Consider the following 21020-nt stretch of genomic DNA (forward strand, 5'->3'; position numbering starts at 1 on the left):
CTCACGGGGTCTGCCGACCTTACTGCGCCGCGTCGCCGACGAGCTGCTTGCGCACCGTTGCGATCCCCGCCTCGTTGCGGGTCACGCCCAGCTCCTCGCGCATCGCCGCGAGCGCCTGGCTGCGGTATTCTCCCGCGAGGCTGGCGCCGAGCTGCTGGCGGGTCTGCACGATCAGTTCGGGCTCCTTGTCGAGCGGCAGGGTGCTGATGTCCTCCAGATCGACGATGTACCAGCCGAGATTGCGCGGGGCCTCGAGCGACTTGGTGGTGCCCTCGGCCATGCTGAACATCAGCACCAACGGCGGGGCGATGCGTCCGCGCTGCTGGGCGAGCAGCTGGCGGCGTTCGATGTCGATCACCTCGCGGTCGAAGCCGGGCCTGTTCTCCGCCGCCATCGCCACCTCGAGGCTGGTGCCGCCGCGCACCTTGGCGACGATCCGGTCGGCGGCCTGCCTGGCGAGGATCGCGCCCTGCGCGCGTTTCCAGCCGGCGATCGCCTCCTCGCGCACCTGCGCCAGCGCCGGGGCGGCGGCCTCCTCGACCTTGGCGACCTCGAAGATCACGAACTGCCCGCCCTCGACCGGCGCGAGCTGGGGCTCGCTTTCCTCCATCTGGAAGGCGGTCTGGAGCACCTGCGCGAGCTGCGGCACGATCTGGAGCTCGGGCTGGCCGAAAGCCTGACCGTTGGCGAGCAGCGCCGGGGTGGTCTCGACCGTCAGCCCGTTGGCCTTGGCGACATCGGCGAGCGCGGTGCCCCCGTCGATCTCGGCCTCGATCTCGGCGACGCGGTCGGCGACCGCGGCGGCGCGCTTCTCGGCGGTGAGCGCCTCGGTGATCTCGGGAGTCGCCTGGGCGAGGCTGCGCGCCGGCGTGGCGTCGATCGAATCGAGCCGCGCGACATACCAGCCGAGCGTGCCCTGCGCCGGTTCGATCACCGCGCCCTTGGCCGCCTTGAAGGCGTTCTGCGCGAAGGCGAAGCTGGTCGAGCCGGCCATCGCCTCGCGGTCCTCGGGCTCGAGCCGGGAGGCGGTGAACCCTGCCTCGCGCGCGACGGTCTCGATCGGGGCGCCGGCGGCGATCCGCGCGGCGAGCGACTTGGCCGCGTCCTGCGTGGGGACGACGAAGGTGGTGATCCCGCGCTTTTCGCTGGCAGCATATCGCGCCGCGTCGCGCTTGTAACGCGCGGCGATCTCGGCCGCGGTCGGCACGGCATCGACCTTGAGGCTCTCGCCGCCGAACACCGCAAAGCGCAGCGTGCGGCGCTCGGGGCGGATGAACTGGGTGCGGTTGTCCTTGTACCAGGCGGCCAGCTGCGCCTCGGACGGGTTGCCGGCAGGCGCGTAGGCGCTGCTCGGGATCAGCGCGATCGCGCCTTTGCGCTTCTCCAGCACCAGCGCCGCGTATTGGCGCGCGATCTTCTCGGGCAGCTGCGGGGCGACGATCGCCGAACGCAGCAATTGCTGCTCGATCAGCCCGTCCTCGAGATCGCGGCGGAAGGTCTGGCCGGATACGCCCGCGTTCTGGAGCGCGGCTTCATAGGTCTTCTGGTCGAATTCGCCGGTTGCGCCCTGGAAGGCGGGGATCTTGAGGATCTCGCTGTTCACCAGATTGTCGCCCGCACGCAGGCCGTGAGTGCGGCCGTATTCGCCCACGGTGTAGCGGTCGATCAGCTGCCTGATGACCGCTTCGAGCCCGCCTTGCGCCACGAATTCGGGCATGGTCAGCGTCGGGTTCTGCTGACGCGCGCCCCTCAGCTCGGTATTCGCCGCGACCGGCAGATCGTCCAGCGGGATGTCCCGGCTGCCGACCACCGCCAGCTTGTCACCGCCCGAGATGCCGGTGAAATTGGTCGACGACAGATCCGATGCGGCAAACGCGACCGCGATCAGCGCGAGGAAGGCGAGAACCAGGGGCAGGCCGATCTTCGAGGCGAAAAAGCGGCGGAAAAACGAAATCATGTGCGTGTCGATCCCATTCGGGGGTGGCCCGCGCGGGCCGGCATATCTCGGTCATGCGTCGCCCTGCGTGCGGCGCAAGGCGCGCTTTAGAGGGCCTGCGACCGCGCGGCAACAGGTTCGAGACGCTTTTGACAGCCGCGACTTCCACGGCTAGCGGACGCGGCCTCGGGGCACTACAGCAGATCCGGAATCACAACGACAATAACCGGAACACCGGGCCCAACCCTCTCAATTTGCAGGAAGTGCAGGACTTGTCATGACCCGCCGACCCTATATCGTCGGAAACTGGAAGATGCATGGCACCCGCGCAATGCTCTCCGAAGCGCGCGCGATCGACCGTGCCGCACAGCGCCACATGAAGGTCGAGGTGGCGATCGCGCCGCCTTACACGCTGATCCACCCGATCCACCGCGAGGCCGAGCAGATCGCGGTCGGCGCGCAGGACTGCCACCACGAGGATGGCGGCGCGCACACCGGCGACATTTCGGCGGCGATGGTCGCCGATGCGGGCGCGAGTTTCGTCATTCTCGGCCATTCGGAACGCCGCACCGGCCATGGCGAGAGCGATGCGCTGGTGCGCGCCAAGGCGGGCGCGGCGTTCGCGGCCGGGCTCAAGGTGATCCTGTGCTGCGGCGAGAGCGGCGAGACCCGCGAGTCGGGCAAGGCAGTGGCCTTCATCAAGAAGCAGCTCAAGGCCTCGCTCCCGCCGGTCGAACAGCTCCCCGCCGAGCTGCTCGGCGAGCGGCTGACCGTCGCTTACGAGCCGCTCTGGGCAATCGGCACCGGCACGCCGGCGACTACCGACGACATCGCTGAAATGCACGGTGAGATCCGCGCGCTGCTTGTCGAGTTGCTGGGCGCCGAGCAGGGGGCCGAAGTGCGCATCATCTATGGCGGCTCGGTCAAGCCCGACAATGCTGCGGCGATCTTCGCCGTGCCCGATGTGGGCGGGGCGCTGGTGGGGGGCGCGAGCCTCACCGCCGACAGCTTCATGGGCATCGCGCTCGCCGCCAGCGAGCCGTTCGAGAACTAGGCCGCCGGGCCGGGCTTGCCGCGCGCGCCCTGCACGCCTACATGGCGCGCAACACCCCATCACCGGGCGACCGGATCGCCCCCGCCAGAGAAGCGTCTTCATGTCCCTGTTCATCTTCCTCACCGTGATCCAGGCCCTGGTCGCCGCCGCGCTGGTCGGCGTGGTGCTCATGCAGCGCTCCGAGGGGGGCGGGCTCGGCATCGGCTCGAGCCCGGGTGGCGCATTCGGTGCGCGCGGGGCGGCTGACTTCCTGACCCGTACCACCAAGTGGCTGGCGATCGCCTTTGTGGCACTCTCGATCCTGCTCGCAGCGCTCGCTGCGCGCGAGAACAGTGCGGGCACGGTCACCTCGACGCTCGATCGCACCGCGCCCGGCGCCGCCGCGCCTGCCAGGCCCGATCTGCTCGCCGACCCGGTGGAGCCCGCGCCCGCTGCCTCTGCCTCGCAGGCTCCCGCCGAGCCCGCGCCTGCCGCGCCCACCAAGCAGTAATCCAGCCCCGCAAGGCCGAAGCGCCGCGCCCCTCCGGGCGCGCCCTTCGCCGTTGCCGCTCACCGGCACTGTGGATGGCGTCCGCGTGAAGGGCGCAATTCGCTTGCCCCGAATCCTCTCGTTTGCTTAAGGCCCGAATCCCATGGCGCGGTTCATTTTCATCACCGGCGGCGTGGTCTCCTCGCTCGGCAAAGGTCTCATGGCAGCCTCGCTGGCGGCCCTCCTTCAGGCGCGCGGCTACAAGGTCCGCATTCGCAAGTTCGACCCCTATCTCAACGTCGATCCGGGCACGATGAGCCCGTACCAGCACGGCGAGGTCTACGTGACCGACGACGGGGCCGAGACCGATCTCGACTTGGGCCACTACGAACGCTTCACCGGCGTCTCGGCGAGCCAGGCCGACAACATCACCTCTGGCCGCGTCTACCGCGACATCATCGCCAAGGAGCGCCGCGGCGACTATCTCGGGGCGACCGTGCAGGTGATCCCCCACGTGACCGACGCGATCAAGGAATTCGCGCTCGCCGACCAGGGCGACAATGACTTCATCCTGTGCGAGATCGGCGGCACCGTTGGCGACATCGAATCGCTGCCCTTCATGGAAGCGATCCGCCAGCTCCGGAACGAGCTCGAGCCGTTCCAGACCGTTTCGGTCCATGTCACGCTCGTGCCCTACATCAAGGCCGCGGGCGAGCTGAAGACCAAGCCCACCCAGCACTCGGTGCGCGAGCTCGCCGCATTGGGGATCAAGCCCGACATCCTGCTGTGCCGCGCCGAGCATCCCATTCCCGAAAGCGACCGCCGCAAGATCGCGCAGTTCTGCAACGTGCGCGCCGAAGCGGTGATCCCGGCATTGGACGCGCCCTCGATCTATTCGGTCCCCGAGCAATATCACGCCGAGGGCCTCGACCGCGAGGTGCTGCGCGCCTTCGGCATCACCGATGCGCCCGAGCCCGACCTCTCGGCGTGGAAGGACGTGACCGAGCGGCACTTCAACCCCGAGGGCGAAGTCACCATCGCGGTGGTGGGCAAGTATGTGGGCCTGCCCGATGCCTACAAGAGCCTCAACGAGGCGCTGGTTCACGGCGGCCTCGCCAACCGCGTGAAGGTCAACATCCGCTGGATCGACGCCGAGATCTTCGAAGGCGACGACGACAGCCAGATCATCGCGCAGCTCGAACCGATGCACGGCATCCTCGTCCCCGGCGGCTTCGGCGAGCGCGGGAGCGAGGGCAAGATCGCCAGCGTGCGCTTCGCCCGCACCCGCAATGTTCCCTTCTTCGGCATCTGCCTCGGCATGCAGATGGCCTGCATCGAAGGCGCGCGCGCGGCAGGGATCGCCAATGCCTCCTCAACCGAATTCGGCCCGACCGAGGCGCCCGTCGTCGGCATCATCACCGAGTGGATGAGCAAGGAAGGCATTCAGCAGCGCGAGGAGGGCGGCGACCTTGGCGGGACGATGCGGCTCGGCGCCTACCCGGCGAGGCTCAGCCCCAACAGCCACACTTCGCAGATCTATGGCGGGGCCGAGCTGATCTCGGAGCGCCACCGCCACCGTTACGAGGTCAACAGCGCCTTCATCGAGCCGCTCGAGAAGCAGGGGCTGATCTTCTCCGGCATGTCGCCGGATGGCCTGCTGCCCGAGATCGTCGAGCGGCCCGACCACCCGTGGTTCGTGGGCGTGCAGTTCCATCCGGAACTGAAGTCGCGCCCCTTCGATCCGCACCCGCTGTTCGCCGGCTTCATCGCCGCCGCGCTGGAACAGTCGCGCCTCGTCTGACGCGAGCGGGTGATTCGCGCTCGTCAGCCCGCGGGGACTACGGCGGGCGGGGGTGCTTGACGATTCTTGCTCATCTGCGCGCGACCCTCGCCGCCTCTCGTCTGCGGAAGCCCGGCGCGCTTCCGCGTGCGAGTCATGATCAACTCCCCTTTGCAATCCCTTGTTTCGCAAACCGGACTTGACGTGTCGTTTTCATACAAGTTTTACAGATAGACCTTGCCTAGCATTGCTAATCCGCATTAGACGCGGGACAGGTTTTCACGGTTTTCTAGGGACTCACCTGTTAAGCCGGATCGACTTCCGCGCCGCCAATTCGATTTTTCGATAGTGGCGCAACAAAGCCGGTCCTGCGATACCAGCTTGGCTAATCTTGTCCGTCTTCTGCGACCCGGACGGATAGGATGAGCCGAGGCGACGCAAGTCGCGGGGGCGGATCGCAAGATCCGCCCCCTTTCAGTTTGCAGGAATGGCTTGACGGATCAGGCCGCGCTGGCGGTATCCTGATCGTCGGCAGCGGGCACCGCGGTCAGCGTCGCCGTGCCTCCGATCGCGATCTTGCGCGGCTTCATCGCATCGGGAACCTCGCGCACGAGATCGATGATGAGCAGGCCATCGGCCAGATCCGCACGCTCGACCCGCACGAAATCGGCAAGCTCGAAGCGGCGCTCGAACCCGCGGTTGGCGATGCCGACATGGATCAGCTCGGCGCCGTCTTCGGCCTCCTCACGCTTTCTGCCCTGAACCACGAGCAGGTTCTGCTGCGCGGTGATGTCGATATCGCCCGGACGGAAGCCCGCCACGGCGAGCGTGATGCGGTAATTGTCCTCGCCCCGGCGCGAGATGTTGAAGGGGGGGTAGTTGTCGCCCGCATTGAGCCGCGCCTGATTCTCGAGCAGGTCGAACAACCGGTCGAAGCCGACAGTGGAGCGGCGGTAGGGGGTGAAATCGAAACGCGACATCGTGCAAATCCTCATCTTGAGCGATCTGGTTCGGACGCGGGCCTGCCGGATGCAGCGCCCGCCTTGTCTCCCGCACTTCCCGAGACTGGCGAAACGCGGTGACTGTGCTTATCTGGTTTTCACACTCAGGCTTTCAAGAGGGACAAAATGGCCGCCCCCCGGATCGACATCTACACCAAGTTCGCCTGCCCCTTCTGCGTGCGCGCCAAGCGCCTGCTGACCGAGAAGGGCGCGGTCTTCACCGAGCACGACATCACCATGGGCGGCCCCAAGCGTGCCGAAATGCTCGCGCGCGCGCCGAACGCGATGACGGTGCCGCAGATCTTCATCGGCGAGACCCATGTGGGCGGGAGCGACGATCTCGCCGCGCTCGAACGCGAGGGCAAGCTCGACGGCCTTCTGGCGGGCTGATGCCGAAGATCGCCCTGCTCCAGATGACCTCGGGGATCGATCCCGAGGCGAACCTCTTCGCGATCGAGGAGGCGGCTGAGGAAGCCGCGGCCGCGGGCGCCGAGGTGCTGTTCACGCCGGAGATGTCGATCCTGCTCGATCGCGACCGTGCGCGGGCGCGGCACTGGATCGAGAGCGGCGGCCCGGGCAAGGTGACCGAGCGGCTGTTCAACCATGCGGGCGAATTCGGGATCGACATCGCACTCGGCTCGCAGGCGGTCGCGGGGGAGGGGGGCAAGTGGGCCAACCGCTCGATGTATTTCAGCCGCCACGGCGAGGGCGCGGTAGAGCCCGTCACCTACGACAAGATCCACATGTTCGATGTCGACCTCGCCAGCGGCGAATCCTGGCGCGAGAGCAATGCCTATGAGGCCGGGCGCGCGGTGGTGAGCGTCGAGGACACGCCGGTCGGCAGGCTCGGGCTGGCGGTGTGCTATGACCTCAGGTTTCCGGCGCTGTTCGGCGCATTGGGGGATCGGGCGTGCGATGCCATCGCGGTGCCCGCCGCCTTCACCCGGCCTACCGGCGCAGCGCACTGGCACGTGATGCTGCGCGCACGCGCGATCGAGGCACAGGCCTTCATCATCGCTGCTGCGCAGGTCGGCCGTCACGCGGACGGGCGCGAAACCTATGGCCACAGCCTCGTGGTCGACCCTTGGGGCGAGGTGCTGCTCGACATGGGCGGCGAGGCACCGGGGCTCGGCTTGTGCGAGATCGACCTGGCCCGCATCGCCGCCGTGCGTGCGCAGGTGCCCGCTCTTGCCAACCGGCGGGAAATCGCCAAGTCCTGACCTGTCATGATCGTTTTCGACCTTTCCTGCACTCAAGGCCACCGGTTCGAGGGGTGGTTCGGCTCCTCGGGAGATTTCGAGGACCAGCGCGCGCGCGGGCTGCTCGCCTGCCCGAACTGCGGATCGGGCGAAGTGAGCAAGGCGCCGATGGCCCCGGCCGTCCCCGCCAAGGGCAACAGCCGCCAGGAGGTGCTCGCGCCCGAGACCCGGCCGATGGCCAACACCCCGATGCCGCCCCATGTGCAGCAGGCGCTCAGCCAGCTCGCCAAGGCGCAGGCGGAAGCGCTCAAGAACTCCACCTGGGTCGGCGACAGGTTTGCCGAGGAGACCCGCAAGATGCACTACGGCGAACGCGACGAGGCCCCGATCCACGGGCAGGCGAGCCTTGCCGAGGCCAAGGCACTGATCGAGGAAGGCGTGCCGGTCGCGCCTTTGCCGTTTCCTGTGGCGCCGCCCGAAAAGTTGAATTGAAAGGTGTTTTTGTTGTCCGCATCGCCTCCGCGATGCGGTCCTCGCTATGCGCGCAGCATAGCTGCGCCCGCTGCGGGCCGCCGTTCGGCCTTGCGACCCTTCGGGCCGATATTGCGCCTTAACAGTCTCCTGCTATGAAGCGGCCCGGGACCCCGTAGCTCAGCAGGATAGAGCATCAGATTCCTAATCTGAGGGCCGCGCGTTCGAATCGCGCCGGGGTCACCATCTTTCCCACCATCATTGTGTTCTTGGCCCGGCTGTTGGTCGGGAACGCTGGCGTGCGCGCGGACAGGGGACGCAAAAAAGGGCGCTCGGCCCAACCGGAGTGAGGGGGCTTTCGCCCGATCATTCGGTATTCGGCCGTAACGCCCTTCTTTGGGAAAGGCTTTCGGCCCAACCGGAGCGACCAAAGCGTTACTTCGTCGTTCGGTAGATGGCCGTAGCGCCCTTCGAAAGCCTGTTTACCCTAAGAAGGTTAACAATGTCTTTTGATGTAAATCGCACGTCTTGTCAGAGCGAATTGACACGGGCGGCGGCCTTCCAGCGCCGCTCGGCATGGAGCGAGAGCGCCACCACCGCGCAGCTCGCCGCCAGCAGCAGCGCGCAGGTTGCGCCCCAGCCGCCAAGGTCGAACACCGCAGTGCCCGCCGCGCTCCCGATTGCCCCGCCCACGAACATCGTGACGATGTAGCTGGTGGTGAGCCTGGTGCGGATTTCCGGGGCGAGGGTGAACAGTGTCATCCGCCCGGTCACGTCGATGGTCGGCCCAACGAGGTTGGTGACGAACAGCGGCACGAGGATCGCCCAGATCGAGAAGCCCAGCGGATAGAACAGCGCGATCCCTGTCAGCTGCACCAGCGCCGCCGCGATCCTGGCTCGGCGCGGGCCGACCCTGTCCGCCCAGCGTCCGAGCCGCGGGGTGGTGAAGACGCTCACCGCCGCGATCCCGGCCAGATAGCCGACATCGTCGGTGCCGTAGCCCATCGCGGGGCCGGTCAGGTGGAGCGCGAGCGCCAGCCAGCTCGCGGTGAAAATCGCGAAGTTGAGGCCCTGGATCGCGGCGGAGATCCGCATGTCGGGGTGGCGCGCGGCGAGGGTGAAGACCGAGGTGATCAGCGCGCGGTAGCTGGCAGGGGCCTGCTTGGGGCTGGCCGCCTCGCTGCGCATCGCCAAGGGCAGGAACGCGGTCACTGCCACCATCAGCGCCAGCGCGCAGACATAGACCATGTGCCAGTCCGCCCGCGCGGCGATGATCCCGGCACCCACGCGCGCGACGAGGATGCCGAAGATCACCGCCGCGGTGAGTTGCGCGGTCACCGCTCCCAGCCTCTCGGGCGCGACGCGTTTGGAGGCGAAGGCGGGGATCAGGTAGGGCGCGATGGTGAAGAAGCCGAGCAGCGTCGAGGCGGCGGTGAAGGCGATGAAGCCGGGCGCGAGCACCATGCCCGCAAGGCACAGCGTCTGCCCGGCGACGAAGACGAGGCACAGCGTCCGGTTGCGGTAGAAATCGCCGAGCGGCAGCAGCAGCAGGATGCCGAGCGCGAGCGCAAGCTGGTTCAGCGCCGGCACCAGCCCGATCTCGGCCTCGCCCACATCGAAGGCGCGGGCGACCTCGCCGATGATCGGATGGATGTAATAGGCGTTGGCCGTGACCACCGCGATGGTCAGCGCCAGCGCCCGCTCCTGCGTGCGGGTGAGGCAGGCAGGGGCGGGCGCGGGTTGGGTCAAGGCAGGAAGCCGGCCTTTCTCGCCATTGTGATCACGCCCTGCGACAATGCCTCGGGGTGATCCTCCTGGCTGAAGTGCCCGCACTTGGGGAGCATGGCATGGGGCTGGCCTGTCGCACCCTTGATCCGCCCGGTCAGGAGCGGCGCGGCGCGGCCGAGCACCGGATCATCCTCGCCGAACAGGGTGAGGAAGGGCCTGTCGAAGTCGGCCAGCCCCTCCCAGGCGGCGATGTTGTCGGCGACCCCGTCCTTGTCGTCCTCGATAGGCACCAGCTGCGGAAAGGCGCGCGCGCCTGCCTTGCTCGCCTCGTCGGGGAAGGGGGCGTCATAGGCGGCAATCTCGGCCTCGGAGAGCCCGCTTTGGCAGCCGCGATGCATGATGCCCCCGATGCGGAATTCGGGCGAGGAACGCGCGAATTCGCGCCAGGCGAGGAAGCCCTCGGAAGCCTTGCCGCCGCCGGTGGGGAGGAAGGTGTTGCTGGCGACGACGAAGGCGAAGCGTTCCGGCTCCTGCCCGACCATGCGAAGGCCCAGCAGCCCGCCCCAGTCCTGGCAGAACAGCCCGGCGGCCTCGGGCACCACGGCATTGCGCCACTGCTTGAGCCAACCCACATGGCGGGCATAGGTGTAGAAACCCTGCTCGCTCGGCTTGTCGCTCTTGCCGAAGCCGATGAGGTCGGGCGCAAGGCAGCGGAAGCCGGCATCGACCAGCAGGGGGATCATCTTGCGGTAGAGATAGCTCCACGAGGGCTCGCCGTGGAACAGCAGCAGCGGCGGGGCGTCCTTCGGCCCCTCGTCGAGGTAGTGCATGCGCGCGGCAAGGCCCTCGCCCAGGTCGATGGTGAGCCAGTTCTCGGCGAAATCATATCCCGGCAGGTCGGCGAAACGGGCGGGGTCGTGAGCGATGATCTGCATGTGGTCTCTCCCTCTCTGGATCAGTCGGTAGCAGATCGAAACGGGATTGCCAGACCCCGTGTCTTGTTCGAAAGCACCTAAATTGGTGAGGTGGACTTGGGGGCGCTGACGCGCCAAGCCACTCGCCTGCCGAGAGGAGATTACAGGTGCCCACGTCGACCCACGAGCCGCAAGAACTCGCAGAGATCCGGCGCGCGGTGCGCAGCCTGTGCGAGGGGTTCCCGGGGGAATACTGGCGCGCCAAGGACGCGGTCCGCGCCTATCCGGCCGAGTTCGTCGACGCGCTCACCCGTGCCGGTTTCCTTGCCGCGCTGATCCCGACCGAACATGGCGGCAGCGGCCTCAGCCTCGCGGCGGCCTGCATGATCATGGAGGAGATCCAGGCCTCCGGGTGCAACGGCTCATCGGCCCATGCCCAGATGTACATCATGAACACGCTGCTTCGCTACGGCTCGGAGGAGCAGAAGGCGGCCTATCTCCCGCGCATCGCCAGCGGGGAGCTGCGCTTGCAGGCCTTCGGGGTCAGCGAGCCGACCAGCGGGACGGACACTCTCAGCCTCAAGACCCGCGCAGTGAAGGACGGCGATCACTACGTCATCAACGGCCAGAAGATCTGGACCAGCCGCGCCGAGCATTCCGACCTCATGCTGCTCCTCGCCCGCACCACCCCGCGCGAAGAGGCGGCGAGCAAGACCGAGGGGCTCTCGATCTTCCTCGTCGACATGCAGGAAGCGCAGCGCAGCGGCATGACCATCAAGCCGATCCGAACGATGATGAACCACTCCTCCTGCGAGGTGTTCTTCGACGACCTGCGCATCCCCGCAACCGCGCTGGTGGGCGAGGAGGGGAAGGGCTTCCGCTACATCCTCTCCGGCATGAACGCCGAACGCATCCTGATCGCGGCGGAGTGCATCGGCGATGCCAAGTGGTTCATCGAGAAGGCCACGGGATACGCGAAGGACCGTAGCGTCTTCGCCCGCCCCATCGGCCAGAACCAGGGCGTGCAGTTCCCGATCGCGCGCTGCTACGCCCAGATGCGCGCCGCTGAGCTGATGGTGCACCACGCCGCGCGGGTCTATGACGAGGGCGGCAATCCGGGCGAGGAGGCCAACATGGCCAAGCTCCTCGCCTCGGAAGCCAGCTGGGAGGCGGCGGACATGTGCGTCCAGACCTTCGGCGGCTTCGGCTTTGCCGAGGAATACGATATCGAGCGCAAGTTCCGCGAGGCGCGGCTCTACACGGTCGCGCCGATCTCGACCAACCTCATCCTCTCCTACCTCGCCGAACACGTGCTGGGGCTGCCCCGGTCTTACTGAATTCGCAGGGCCCACCCACGGTTTCTTGCGCATCACGCCGCATTCCCCTTGCGGCGCAGGCCCAAGTGTGATTCTGTGAAAACGACGCTGCGCGCGGGATTGCGGAGCGAAGGGGACACGGTTTTTCCGTCATGCGCAAACCGGTGAAGGACAGCAGGCTGAAGCGGGTGGTGGCGCTGGGCGCGCTGCTGCTGCTGGCGGGTTTCGCCGTGGCCGGGCCCACCGGGCTGCTCGCCTGGAGCGAGAGCGCCTCCGCGCTCGAAGCGCGCAAGTCCGAGATCGCCTTGCTCACCGAAAAGCGCGATGGCCTGCGCAACCGGGTGATGCTGCTCGACCCCGACGCCGCCGATCCCGATCTCGCCAGCGAGCTGGTGCGCGACCAGCTCGGCGTGATGCGCGAGGACGAGGTGGTGATCACGCTCGACGACGAGTGATCGCGCCTGCGCTTTCCAAATCGACCTGATTTCGTATGCGCGTGCGGTTTTCTGCAACGCCTTGCCGTTGCGTCACCCCCGCTAGCCTGCCTATAGAGCAAGCCATTGGACCGCGCTTCTCCTCCCCATGAGCGCGCCAGAGAGAGGGATACTTATCTTGGCCAAGAAGCCCCCAAAGGCAGCCGCTGCGGCTGCGGACGATAGCGATTTCATCCTTCATTCGCTTCAGGAGGCCTTCGAGGCGAACAAGCGCTATGCTGCGAGCGAAGCGGAGATGCTGGAGTTCTACCGCCAGATGCTGCTGATCCGCCGCTTCGAGGAGAAGGCGGGCCAACTCTACGGCCTCGGCCTGATCGGCGGGTTCTGCCATCTCTACATCGGCCAGGAAGCGGTCGCGATCGGCTTGCAGTCGGCGCTCGACAATGACCGCGACTCCGTGATCACCGGCTACCGCGACCATGGCCACATGCTCGCCTACGGGATCGATCCCAAGGTGATCATGGCCGAACTGACGGGTCGCGAATCCGGCATTTCGCGCGGCAAGGGCGGGTCGATGCACATGTTCTCGACCGAGCACAAGTTCTACGGCGGCCACGGCATCGTCGGCGCGCAAGTCGCGCTGGGCGGGGGGCTTGCGCTGGCGCACCAGTACAACAATGACGGCGGCCTGTGCCTTGCCTATTTCGGCGACGGCGCGGCCAACCAGGGCCAGGTCTACGAGACCTTCAACATGGCCGCGCTCTGGAACCTCCCGATCGTCTTCGTGGTCGAGGACAACCAGTACGCGATGGGCACTGCGACCAAGCGTTCCTCGGCCGAAACCCGCTTCTACCGCCGCGGCACCGCCTTCCGCATTCCGGGGATGGAAGTGAACGGCATGGACGTGCTCGAGGTGCGCGCCGCGGCCGAAGTGGCTTTTGCCCATGTCCGCGCGGGCAAGGGCCCGGTGCTGATGGAGTGCAACACCTACCGCTACCGCGGCCACTCCATGTCGGACCCCGCCAAGTACCGCACCCGCGAGGAAGTGCAGGAACAGCGCGATCACCACGACCCGATCGAGGGGCTGAAGAAGGCTCTGATCGAGGCCGGCAAGACCGAGGACGAGCTGAAGGCGATCGACAAGGCGATCCGCGCCGAGGTGGCCGAAGCGGCCGATTTCGCCGAAACCTCGCCCGAACCCGCAGCGGGCGAACTCTACACCGATGTTCTCGTGGAGGAGTATTGAGCCATGGGGATCGAACTGAAGATGCCGGCCCTCTCGCCGACGATGGAGCAGGGCACGCTCGCCAAGTGGCTGAAGCAAGAGGGCGACCGGATCGAGCCCGGCGACATCATCGCCGAGATCGAGACCGACAAGGCGACGATGGAGTTCGAGGCCATCGATGAAGGCGTGCTCGAGAAGATCCTCGTTCCCGCCGGGACCGAGGATGTCGCGGTCGGCGCGGTGATCGCGCTGATCAAGGGGGAAGGGGAGGCGGCTTCGCCTGCGCCCGCTCCCGCCGCTGAACCTGCACCTGCGCCGACGCCCACGCCTGCCCCGGGCCCCAAGGCGGAAAAGCCCGCAGCCGCCGCGCCCGCCGCCGATCCCGCGATCCCCGCCGGCACGGCGCTGGTCAGCACCACGGTGCGCGAAGCCTTGCGCGATGCGATGGCCGAGGAAATGCGCGCCGACCCGCGCGTCTTCGTGATGGGCGAGGAAGTCGCCGAATACCAAGGCGCCTACAAGGTCACGCAAGGCCTGCTCGCCGAATTTGGCCCCAAGCGCGTGATCGACACGCCGATCACCGAGTACGGCTTTGCCGGGATCGGCACCGGCGCGGCGATGGGGGGGCTTCGTCCGATCGTCGAATTCATGACCTTCAACTTCGCGATGCAGGCGATCGACCACATCATCAACTCGGCCGCGAAGACCAATTACATGTCGGGCGGCCAGATGCGCTGCCCGATCGTGTTCCGCGGCCCCAACGGCGCGGCCTCACGCGTGGGCGCGCAGCATTCGCAGAACTACGGTCCGTGGTATGCCAGCGTCCCGGGCCTGATCGTCATTGCGCCCTATGATGCCGCCGACGCCAAGGGGCTGATGAAGGCCGCGATCCGGTCCGAGGACCCGGTCGTCTTCCTCGAGAACGAGCTGGTCTATGGCCGCAGCTTCGATGTGCCCGCGATGGACGACTATGTCCTGCCCATCGGCAAGGCCCGCGTGGTGCGCGAAGGCAAGGACGTGACCATCGTCAGCTATTCGATCGGCGTCGGCCTCGCCCTCGAAGCGGCGAACACGCTGGCGGGCGAGGGGATCGACGCCGAGGTGATCGACCTGCGCACCCTGCGCCCGCTCGACAAGGACACCGTGCTGAAGAGCCTCGCCAAGACCAACCGCCTGATCGTGGCCGAGGAAGGCTGGCCGACCTGTTCGATCGCGTCCGAGATCGTGACGATCTGCATGGAGGAGGGCTTCGACCACCTCGACGCCCCGGTGCTGCGCGTGTGCAACGAGGACGTGCCGCTGCCCTATGCGGCCAACCTCGAGAAGCTCGCGCTGATCGATGCCGCGCGCATCGCCGAGGGCGCGCGCAAGGTGTGCTACCGGGACTAGGCAGGCTCTAGGCCGCGCTATCGGCGACCGCCCTGCCGTTTCAGGTCGGGCGGTTCGCCGAATAGGTGGTGCAACGCGCCACCGGGCCGCCGGTGTAGAGCTGCGTCAGATCGCGGTTGTCGCGCACGTTGAAGGCGGCCGTGTAGACGATCTGCTGGTTGTCGAAGAGGTTCATCGGGGTAATCGAGCGGAAGTTGTAGGCGACCTCGACAAACATCACCGCCGTGCCGGCCGATGCGGTGATGTAGCGCCCCGGCACGCCCATGCCCGGAAAGCTGGTGCCGGTCGCGCCCTCGCCCTGCAACCCGAAGGACGAGTTGTAGACCTTCGCCCCGCGGCAACGCTGCCAGGCAATCCATTGCCCGCCTTGCGCGTTCTGCTGGAGGCTGGAGATGATGACCCGGCCCTGCTGGTAGATCGCGATGTTCTCGCCCAGCTTCTCGGCGCCCAGCAAGGTGTCCACGATGTCCCGCTCGTAGACCCGCCGGGCCACCAGCGAATCCTCGTCACCCACGCGCGAGGCATTGTCGGCCACCTGCATCGCGATCTGGCTGACCTGGAGGTGGGTGATCACAAGGAGGGCGGTGTCCGTCCCGAGCATGCCCATGCCCAGCACCAGCGGTGCGGCGAAGGCGAACTCGACCATCGCGAGGCCCGAGACATCCTGCCTCAGCCGCCGCAGAATCGGGCGCAACGAGCAGTTCATGTGCAGTTCCTCACGGTCGGGTTGATGTTGCTGCCCTGATCGAAAGGCTGACGCCGCAGCACCGTCGAGGCGGACAGGGTGACATTGGCGGGCAGACCGATCATCCCGAACATCGGGAACAGCCGCGGATAGCTGACATTGGTGGTGAAGAGCATGACGTCGCGCGCTGTCCCGATCCCGCTCTGACCGCGATAGACATCCCAGATCGAGTTGTTGTTCGCATCCTCGTAGGGCTCGCCATTGTTGCAGCGCCCGTTATTGTCCATGTCGGTGTAGGGCTCGGGCTCGTTCACGTCCTTGAAGTCGTCGAAGGCCGACCTGGTGAAGGTGATCGTCGCGCCGTTGGGCATCACCGTACGGATCTGGTCCTGCACGCGGGTATCGATCGTGTTCGCCGAGACCGCGGCCGATTCCAGCGTATAGTCGCGCGCAGCCTTCTGCATCGCGCCGTGGAGCACGGCGCTCGTGTATTGCGTGTGCGCGATGTCGAACAGCCCCATCAGCATCAGGATCAGGACCGGGCCGACGATCGCGAACTCGACCAGCGTGACACCTTCGCGGTTCCGGCGCAGTTGCCGCAGGACCGCATGGGCGATGAAGAGCCGCCGCCGGATCATTGCGTGAGCCTCAGCGCCGCGATCTTCTGGGCGATTTCGCGGAAGCGCGCGGTGAGCGTGGCGTTGTCGGCGGCCTGGAAGGCGCGTCCGGGCGAGGCGCAGGTGGTCAGGTCGGCGGTCAGCGTGGTGCCGAAGGCGACGACCCAGACCGTGATGTTTTCCTGCTGCGCCGCGCGGCAGATCGCCAGCATGCGTTGGCGGCGGCGATTGAACTCGCGTCCGCTGTTGCCGTCGCCGCTGATCCGGCGATCCCACCACTCGATCCCGTGGGTCGAGTAGTTCTCGACGTTGTTGACCTGCGCACCGTCGGTCATGAACACGATGTGGCGCGAGATCGGATCTCCGTTGGGGGCGGAGGTGTTCTCGGAAGCGAACATCCCGCGCGGCGAGATGAAGCGCGAACCCCACAGCATGCCGATGTCGTGATAGGTGTTCCCGCTCGGCGTCAGGGCGTCGACATAGGCCTGGAGGTCGTTGCGCGTGATGTCCGCCAGCTTGCGGGCGGCGCGCGGGCAGGTGAAGCCGGGGCGGGATTCGTCACCGGTCTGGTAGAACCAGGCAAGGTTGTTGCCGTTCGAATCCTCGCGCTTCCACACCGCGTTGATCAGCGCCGGCTTCCAGCGCTGCTCCTCGGTGGTGGGCACGAGGTTGATGTTGATGTCGTGCGCGCCGGCGGGGATCGGGTCGTAGGTGTCGGTCAGGACGGTGGTCGGTTCCTCGATGCATCCGGTCCAGCTCACGCTGGTCATCGCGCCATTGGCGCCGATCGGCAGGTCGATCGTGTTGTTGGTGTAGATGCTCGAGAAGTTGACCGTTTCCCAGCCGGCCGGGCTGCGCGCGGGGTTGGAAACGCCGCACGGGTTCGCGGTTCCGGTGGTGACCGGGCAATAGACCCAGTCGCGGAACTGCGGGGTGACGTCAATCTGGTTCAGCTCTCGCGTCTTGCGCACCCGCGCGCGGCAGCCGGCACGATTATCCTCTTCGCCGTCCGGCCACTGGTCGAGAACGAATTCGGTCGGGCCAATGACCTCCCAGGTTTCCTCCGCATTGTTGATGGTCGTCGTGTAGGTGCCAGGGTAGTTCGTGCAGGCATTGCGTGCATTCGTGCCCTTGGTTCCCTCAGTCCTGAAACGGTAGCGGTCAGTGGTGGAGGAGCCGAAGTTATTGGTTGATCGCGGCAGCCATTCGACCTTGTCCGAATAGACGACCTCGTCGCCTTCGTTGTTGTTGGGGTAGGCCGCCTGATTGAAACGCGCGACGCGCGACTGGTAGGTGTGGTTGTTCGCCATGTGGGCGCGCGGAATCGAGAAGCCCACGTTGACCTGCTGCGAATAGGGCACCATCCCGTAACGCACCTGGGCCGTCGGCGAGGTGGCGCTTTCCACCGTATCGTAGAAGCTCATCACCGCCGAGCGCAGCGCGACGATCTTCGATCCGCTGCCCGAGTTGCAATTGCTGCCGTCGGGGCAATCGGCCATCGACCCGGTTACGTCGAGCACGAACATGATGTCGGTGTTCGAGATGTTCACTTCTGCGGTGCAGGTGACCGAGAGCGGGAACTGGGTGTAGCCGAAGGCGGCCATGATGGTCGAGGGCAGGACGCCGCTCGCGGTTCCGGTCACCTTGCCTTGGGCGTCTGCGGCGTAGTTGCGGGTTCGGTTGGTGACCCCGAACATCCCGTCATTGAAGTTCTGATCGAAGAAGTTGAGGCCCTGCGTGCGCGCTGCGGTGGTCAACACCGTGGTATCCATTGCCCGCCGCGCCGCCAGCGCGCCCGCGTCGCAGGCGGCCTGCATGCGTGCGGAGGCCATGTAGTAGCGGCTCGCATCGATGCCGCCGCCGACCATCGCCATCATCGGGATCAGCGACGCTGCGGCAATCGCGAGCGTGTTGGCGGTCTTGTCGTGCAGCAGATTGTGCAAGAACGACGTTCTGGCCTGCATTTCTCGCCCCATCGCGTTGGTGCCCTTCCCTGTCGCCCGCATGAAAATCACGCGGGCATTCCAGATGCATCCTGAGCCCTTAACCCGGTTGGGTAAGCGGAATGCCAAAGAGCATGGTTAACGGAACCTTCTCCCTATCCCCGGGGGCGCCGCGCGTCCCGAACGTCCCGTGCAGGGACAGTTTGCTTGCCAGGCCGGCCATGGCACGGCTAAGCGCCGCCGCGTGACGCCCGAGGCCCCCGATCCGCTTTCCCCCGAAGCCGAACTGGCGCTGGCCTGGAGCGGGCCGAAGGTTCGCGCGCCGTTAAGCATAGCTCTTCAGCTTGATCGGAGACTGGCGCGGATCGTCGGGCGCACACAGGAGCCGGTGCTCGGGCAGATGCGCCTCGCATGGTGGCGCGAGGCGCTCGGCAAGCCGGTGGCCGGGCGGCCGCGCGGGGATGCGGTGCTCGACGGGATCGGTCGGCTCTGGCACGGGCGCGAAGCCTTTCTGGTGCAGATGGTTGATGGCTGGGAGGTTCTGGTTACCGCCGAGAGCCTCGGGCCCGCCGAGGCGGCGGTATTCGGGGAAGGGCGCGGCGCCTTCTTTGCCGGGCTAACCGATATGCCTGCCGAGGGCGCGCGCGCGGCGCGGCTTGCGGCGGCCGGTCGGCGCTGGGCGCTCGCCGATGCGGCAGCCGGGGTCTCGGATCCGGCGGAAGCCGCGGTTCTGGCCGAGGCCGGGCGGGCGGTTACAGCACCGGCGGGGCGAATCCCGCGCCCGCTCGCCGGACTGGCGGTACTCGAGGCGCTCGCCGTGCGCGCCCTGGCCCGCGGTGGGCGGCCGCTGATGGAAGGGCGCGGCGCCTCGCTCTCCGCGTTGCGCGCCGCTATCTTTCGCGCCTGATTACGTGTATTTACGCGAGGGCTGATGGTTTCAAGAGGGGGGCAGACCCTTGCGACAAGCGGTGCTGGGAGTGCTGGCGGGCCTGGCCCTTGCCGGCGTGGGCGTGTTCTGGTGGCAGGGCCGCGCCGAAATCGAGCGCGGCGCCCCGCCGCCCGCCGTCACCCCGGCCAAGCCCGATCCGATGCAGCTCCCCACCGCCGATCCCGGCAGCCAGAAGGGCCCCGCGCCGCCCGAGCTGAGCGAGCTCGGCAAGGAGGAGCAGCGCTTCTTCCGCTATGACCGCAACCGCGACCGGGTGATCACCCGCGACGAGATGCTCTCGACCCGCACCGACGGCTTCCGGACGCTCGACAAGGACGGCAACAACCTGCTCACTTTCGAGGAATGGGCGGTGACTACGGTCGACCGTTTCGCCGGGGCCGACCGGGACGGTGACGGCAGGCTCACCCCGCGCGAATTCGCCGCGACCGCGCCAAGGCCCGCCCCGAAGAAGAAGCCCGCCTGCAAGTGCTGACGGGTCAGGCGGGCACAGCCTCGCGGCGGTGCTCGGCGATCCAGCGCGCGAGGTCTTCCTTGGCGCGGGCGGTGTAGGCCTCCTTGCGAACCTTCTTGCCGACCTCGTGCAAGGGCGGGAACAGGCCGAAATTGACGTTCATGGGCTGAAAGGTCTCGGCCTCGGCATCGCCGGTGATGTGGCCGAGGAGCGCGCCCAATGCGGTGGTTGCGGGGAGCGGCTGCCACGCCCGCCCGGCCAGCTCGGCCGCCGTCATCAGCCCCGCAACGAGGCCGATGGCGGCGCTCTCGACATAGCCCTCGCAGCCCGTCACTTGCCCAGCGAAGCGGATATGCGGCGCGGCCTTGAGCCGCAGCTGGCGGTCGAGCACTTGCGGCGAATTGAGGAAGGTGTTGCGGTGCAGCCCGCCCAATCGCGCGAACTCGGCATTCTCCAGCCCCGGGATGGTGCGGAACAGTTCCACCTGCGCGGCGTATTTGAGCTTGGTCTGGAACCCGACCATGTTCCACAGCGTGCCGAGCTTGTTGTCCTGGCGCAGCTGCACCACGGCATAGGGCCAGCGGCCTTGCGGGAATTCGGGGGTCACATCGAAGGGGTTGTCGAGCCCGACGCCCTTCATCGGCCCGAAGCGCAGCGTGTCGACGCCGCGTTCGGCCATCACCTCGATCGGCATGCAGCCGTCGAAATAGGGCGTGTCCTTCTCCCACTGCTTGAATTCGGTCTTCTCGCCCTCGACCAGTCCCTTGTGGAAGGCGAGGTACTGCTCCTGCGTCATCGGGCAGTTGATGTAGTCGCCGCCTTCGTTCGAGGCTTCGGTGGCCTTGTTCCAGCGGGACTGGATCCAGACCTTGCTCATGTCGATCGAATCGAAGTGGACGATGGGCGCGATGGCATCGAAGAAGGCGAGCCGCTCGGAGCCGGTCGCGCGCACGATGCTCCCCGCCAGCGCCTCTGCCGTCAGCGGCCCGGTGGCGACGATGGTGAGGCCTGCTTGCGGCAGTTCGTCGACCCGCTCGCGCACGATGGTGACGTTGGGGTGCTGCGATAGCGCCCTTTCGACCTCGGCCGAAAAGACGTCGCGGTCGACCGCCATCGCGCTCCCCGCAGGCACCCGCGCGGCGTGCCCTGCGCGCATCACCAGCGAATCCAGCTGCCGCATCTCGTGATGGAGCAGCCCGACCGCGTTCTTGGTGTCGTCGTCGGAGCGGAAGGAGTTGGAGCACACCAGCTCGGCGAGGCCATCGGTCTGGTGCGCGGGCGTCATCTCGCCGCTCCCGCGCATCTCCGACAGGCGCACCCGCGCGCCTGCCTGCGCCAGCTGCCACGCCGCCTCGCTCCCGGCGAGGCCGCCGCCGATGATGTGAACGTCGTGCAAAGCTGCGGGTCGGGTCATGGTGAGCCGCGTAATTGCGTGATAGCCCCGCGGCAAGTCCCAAGG

General features: G+C 67.1%; 20 protein-coding genes and 1 tRNA gene. 13 read left to right on the forward strand and 8 right to left on the reverse strand.

Annotation, left to right across the window (positions count from 1 at the left end; genetic code table 11):
- Positions 1–19: 19 nt before the first annotated feature.
- A complete protein-coding gene (locus tag AX692_RS01330; RefSeq protein ID WP_073973800.1) occupies positions 20–1957 on the reverse strand; it encodes a peptidylprolyl isomerase in 1938 nt (645 codons plus the stop codon).
- 256 nt (positions 1958–2213) lie between these two features.
- Here AX692_RS01330 and tpiA point away from each other — a divergent pair, with 256 nt between their 5' ends.
- The 3 genes from tpiA to AX692_RS01345 all read left to right on the forward strand — a co-directional run bounded on the left by tpiA (position 2214) and on the right by AX692_RS01345 (position 5260).
- Positions 2214–2990, forward strand: coding sequence for a triose-phosphate isomerase (gene tpiA, locus AX692_RS01335; protein ID WP_073973801.1), 777 nt, complete (start codon positions 2214–2216; stop codon positions 2988–2990).
- A gap of 100 nt (positions 2991–3090) precedes the next feature.
- Positions 3091–3480 (forward strand): preprotein translocase subunit SecG, encoded by a 390-nt coding sequence (secG, locus tag AX692_RS01340; protein ID WP_081095058.1) that lies wholly within the window; start codon positions 3091–3093, stop codon positions 3478–3480.
- A gap of 142 nt (positions 3481–3622) precedes the next feature.
- A complete protein-coding gene (locus AX692_RS01345) occupies positions 3623–5260 on the forward strand; it encodes a CTP synthase (RefSeq protein ID WP_073973802.1) in 1638 nt (545 codons plus the stop codon).
- 479 nt (positions 5261–5739) lie between these two features.
- Here AX692_RS01345 and AX692_RS01350 read toward each other — a convergent pair whose 3' ends face one another.
- A complete protein-coding gene (locus AX692_RS01350; protein ID WP_073977543.1) occupies positions 5740–6219 on the reverse strand; it encodes an Hsp20 family protein in 480 nt (159 codons plus the stop codon).
- 147 nt (positions 6220–6366) lie between these two features.
- Here AX692_RS01350 and grxC point away from each other — a divergent pair, with 147 nt between their 5' ends.
- The 4 genes from grxC (at position 6367) to AX692_RS01370 (ending at position 8156) form a co-directional block, all read left to right on the forward strand.
- Positions 6367–6630: a glutaredoxin 3 gene (grxC, locus tag AX692_RS01355; protein ID WP_073973597.1), complete on the forward strand. Its 264-nt coding sequence runs from the start codon at positions 6367–6369 to the stop codon at positions 6628–6630.
- On the forward strand, positions 6630–7460 hold the full coding sequence (locus AX692_RS01360; RefSeq protein ID WP_073973596.1) for a nitrilase-related carbon-nitrogen hydrolase: 831 nt from the start codon (positions 6630–6632) through the stop codon (positions 7458–7460). Before grxC ends, AX692_RS01360 begins: the two co-directional genes overlap by 1 nt.
- 6 nt (positions 7461–7466) lie before the next feature.
- Entirely contained in the window at positions 7467–7931 is a 465-nt protein-coding gene (locus AX692_RS01365) for a DUF1178 family protein (RefSeq protein WP_073973595.1), read from the forward strand.
- A 148-nt stretch (positions 7932–8079) separates the two neighbouring features.
- A tRNA-Arg gene (locus tag AX692_RS01370) sits at positions 8080–8156 on the forward strand.
- Positions 8157–8441: 285 nt separating this feature from the next.
- Here AX692_RS01370 and AX692_RS01375 read toward each other — a convergent pair.
- Together AX692_RS01375 and AX692_RS01380 are read right to left on the reverse strand one after the other, a co-directional pair.
- Positions 8442–9659: an MFS transporter gene (locus AX692_RS01375; protein ID WP_081095059.1), complete on the reverse strand. Its 1218-nt coding sequence runs from the start codon at positions 9657–9659 to the stop codon at positions 8442–8444.
- Positions 9656–10573 (reverse strand): haloalkane dehalogenase, encoded by a 918-nt coding sequence (locus AX692_RS01380; RefSeq protein WP_073973594.1) that lies wholly within the window; start codon positions 10571–10573, stop codon positions 9656–9658. The genes AX692_RS01375 and AX692_RS01380 overlap by 4 nt, the downstream gene beginning before the upstream one ends.
- Before the next feature lie 146 nt (positions 10574–10719).
- On the opposite strand from AX692_RS01380, the gene AX692_RS01385 reads away from it, so the two are divergent.
- The 4 genes from AX692_RS01385 (at position 10720) to AX692_RS01400 (ending at position 14916) form a co-directional block, all read left to right on the forward strand.
- A complete protein-coding gene (locus AX692_RS01385) occupies positions 10720–11889 on the forward strand; it encodes an acyl-CoA dehydrogenase family protein (protein ID WP_073973593.1) in 1170 nt (389 codons plus the stop codon).
- A gap of 131 nt (positions 11890–12020) precedes the next feature.
- On the forward strand, positions 12021–12323 hold the full coding sequence (locus AX692_RS01390; protein WP_073973592.1) for an FtsB family cell division protein: 303 nt from the start codon (positions 12021–12023) through the stop codon (positions 12321–12323).
- Positions 12324–12480: 157 nt separating this feature from the next.
- On the forward strand, positions 12481–13548 hold the full coding sequence (gene pdhA, locus AX692_RS01395) for a pyruvate dehydrogenase (acetyl-transferring) E1 component subunit alpha (RefSeq protein WP_073973591.1): 1068 nt from the start codon (positions 12481–12483) through the stop codon (positions 13546–13548).
- A gap of 3 nt (positions 13549–13551) precedes the next feature.
- Positions 13552–14916 (forward strand): pyruvate dehydrogenase complex E1 component subunit beta, encoded by a 1365-nt coding sequence (locus tag AX692_RS01400; protein ID WP_073973590.1) that lies wholly within the window; start codon positions 13552–13554, stop codon positions 14914–14916.
- Between the two features lie 40 nt (positions 14917–14956).
- Here the strand turns inward: AX692_RS01400 and AX692_RS01405 are convergent, their stop codons facing one another.
- Genes AX692_RS01405 through AX692_RS01415 form a run of 3 tightly spaced genes read right to left on the reverse strand, consistent with a single transcriptional unit; the run spans position 14957 to position 18182 of the window.
- Positions 14957–15622 carry a TadE/TadG family type IV pilus assembly protein gene (locus AX692_RS01405; RefSeq protein ID WP_073973589.1) on the reverse strand — a complete coding sequence of 222 codons (666 nt, stop codon included), beginning with the start codon at positions 15620–15622 and terminating at the stop codon, positions 14957–14959.
- Entirely contained in the window at positions 15619–16239 is a 621-nt protein-coding gene (locus AX692_RS01410; protein ID WP_073973588.1) for a TadE/TadG family type IV pilus assembly protein, read from the reverse strand. Before AX692_RS01410 ends, AX692_RS01405 begins: the two co-directional genes overlap by 4 nt.
- Complete coding sequence (locus AX692_RS01415) at positions 16236–18182, reverse strand: pilus assembly protein TadG-related protein (protein WP_196490190.1); 1947 nt, start codon at positions 18180–18182, stop codon at positions 16236–16238. Before AX692_RS01415 ends, AX692_RS01410 begins: the two co-directional genes overlap by 4 nt.
- A gap of 223 nt (positions 18183–18405) precedes the next feature.
- Here AX692_RS01415 and AX692_RS01420 point away from each other — a divergent pair, with 223 nt between their 5' ends.
- Entirely contained in the window at positions 18406–19068 is a 663-nt protein-coding gene (locus tag AX692_RS01420) for a hypothetical protein (RefSeq protein ID WP_073973586.1), read from the forward strand.
- Between the two features lie 70 nt (positions 19069–19138).
- Entirely contained in the window at positions 19139–19582 is a 444-nt protein-coding gene (locus tag AX692_RS01425; RefSeq protein WP_081095061.1) for an EF-hand domain-containing protein, read from the forward strand.
- Between the two features lie 4 nt (positions 19583–19586).
- Here AX692_RS01425 and trmFO read toward each other — a convergent pair whose 3' ends face one another.
- On the reverse strand, positions 19587–20975 hold the full coding sequence (trmFO, locus tag AX692_RS01430) for a methylenetetrahydrofolate--tRNA-(uracil(54)-C(5))-methyltransferase (FADH(2)-oxidizing) TrmFO (RefSeq protein ID WP_073973584.1): 1389 nt from the start codon (positions 20973–20975) through the stop codon (positions 19587–19589).
- Positions 20976–21020: the final 45 nt, after the last annotated feature.

It is taken from the genome of Erythrobacter donghaensis, assembly GCF_001557325.1.
GTDB lineage: Bacteria > Pseudomonadota > Alphaproteobacteria > Sphingomonadales > Sphingomonadaceae > Erythrobacter > Erythrobacter donghaensis_B.

Excerpts from the sequence above, each read along its gene's own strand:
- AX692_RS01330 (WP_073973800.1), bottom strand. The coding sequence starts at position 1,957 with ATGATTTCGTTTTTCCGCCGCTTTTTCGCCTCGAAGATCGGCCTGCCC.
- tpiA (WP_073973801.1), top strand. The coding sequence starts at position 2,214 with ATGACCCGCCGACCCTATATCGTCGGAAACTGGAAGATGCATGGCACC.
- secG (WP_081095058.1), top strand. The coding sequence starts at position 3,091 with ATGTCCCTGTTCATCTTCCTCACCGTGATCCAGGCCCTGGTCGCCGCC.
- AX692_RS01345 (WP_073973802.1), top strand. The coding sequence starts at position 3,623 with ATGGCGCGGTTCATTTTCATCACCGGCGGCGTGGTCTCCTCGCTCGGC.
- AX692_RS01350 (WP_073977543.1), bottom strand. The coding sequence starts at position 6,219 with ATGTCGCGTTTCGATTTCACCCCCTACCGCCGCTCCACTGTCGGCTTC.
- grxC (WP_073973597.1), top strand. The coding sequence starts at position 6,367 with ATGGCCGCCCCCCGGATCGACATCTACACCAAGTTCGCCTGCCCCTTC.
- AX692_RS01360 (WP_073973596.1), top strand. The coding sequence starts at position 6,630 with ATGCCGAAGATCGCCCTGCTCCAGATGACCTCGGGGATCGATCCCGAG.
- AX692_RS01365 (WP_073973595.1), top strand. The coding sequence starts at position 7,467 with ATGATCGTTTTCGACCTTTCCTGCACTCAAGGCCACCGGTTCGAGGGG.
- AX692_RS01380 (WP_073973594.1), bottom strand. The coding sequence starts at position 10,573 with ATGCAGATCATCGCTCACGACCCCGCCCGTTTCGCCGACCTGCCGGGA.
- AX692_RS01390 (WP_073973592.1), top strand. The coding sequence starts at position 12,021 with ATGCGCAAACCGGTGAAGGACAGCAGGCTGAAGCGGGTGGTGGCGCTG.
- AX692_RS01400 (WP_073973590.1), top strand. The coding sequence starts at position 13,552 with ATGGGGATCGAACTGAAGATGCCGGCCCTCTCGCCGACGATGGAGCAG.
- AX692_RS01405 (WP_073973589.1), bottom strand. The coding sequence starts at position 15,622 with ATGAACTGCTCGTTGCGCCCGATTCTGCGGCGGCTGAGGCAGGATGTC.
- AX692_RS01410 (WP_073973588.1), bottom strand. The coding sequence starts at position 16,239 with ATGATCCGGCGGCGGCTCTTCATCGCCCATGCGGTCCTGCGGCAACTG.
- AX692_RS01415 (WP_196490190.1), bottom strand. The coding sequence starts at position 18,182 with ATGCAGGCCAGAACGTCGTTCTTGCACAATCTGCTGCACGACAAGACC.
- trmFO (WP_073973584.1), bottom strand. The coding sequence starts at position 20,975 with ATGACCCGACCCGCAGCTTTGCACGACGTTCACATCATCGGCGGCGGC.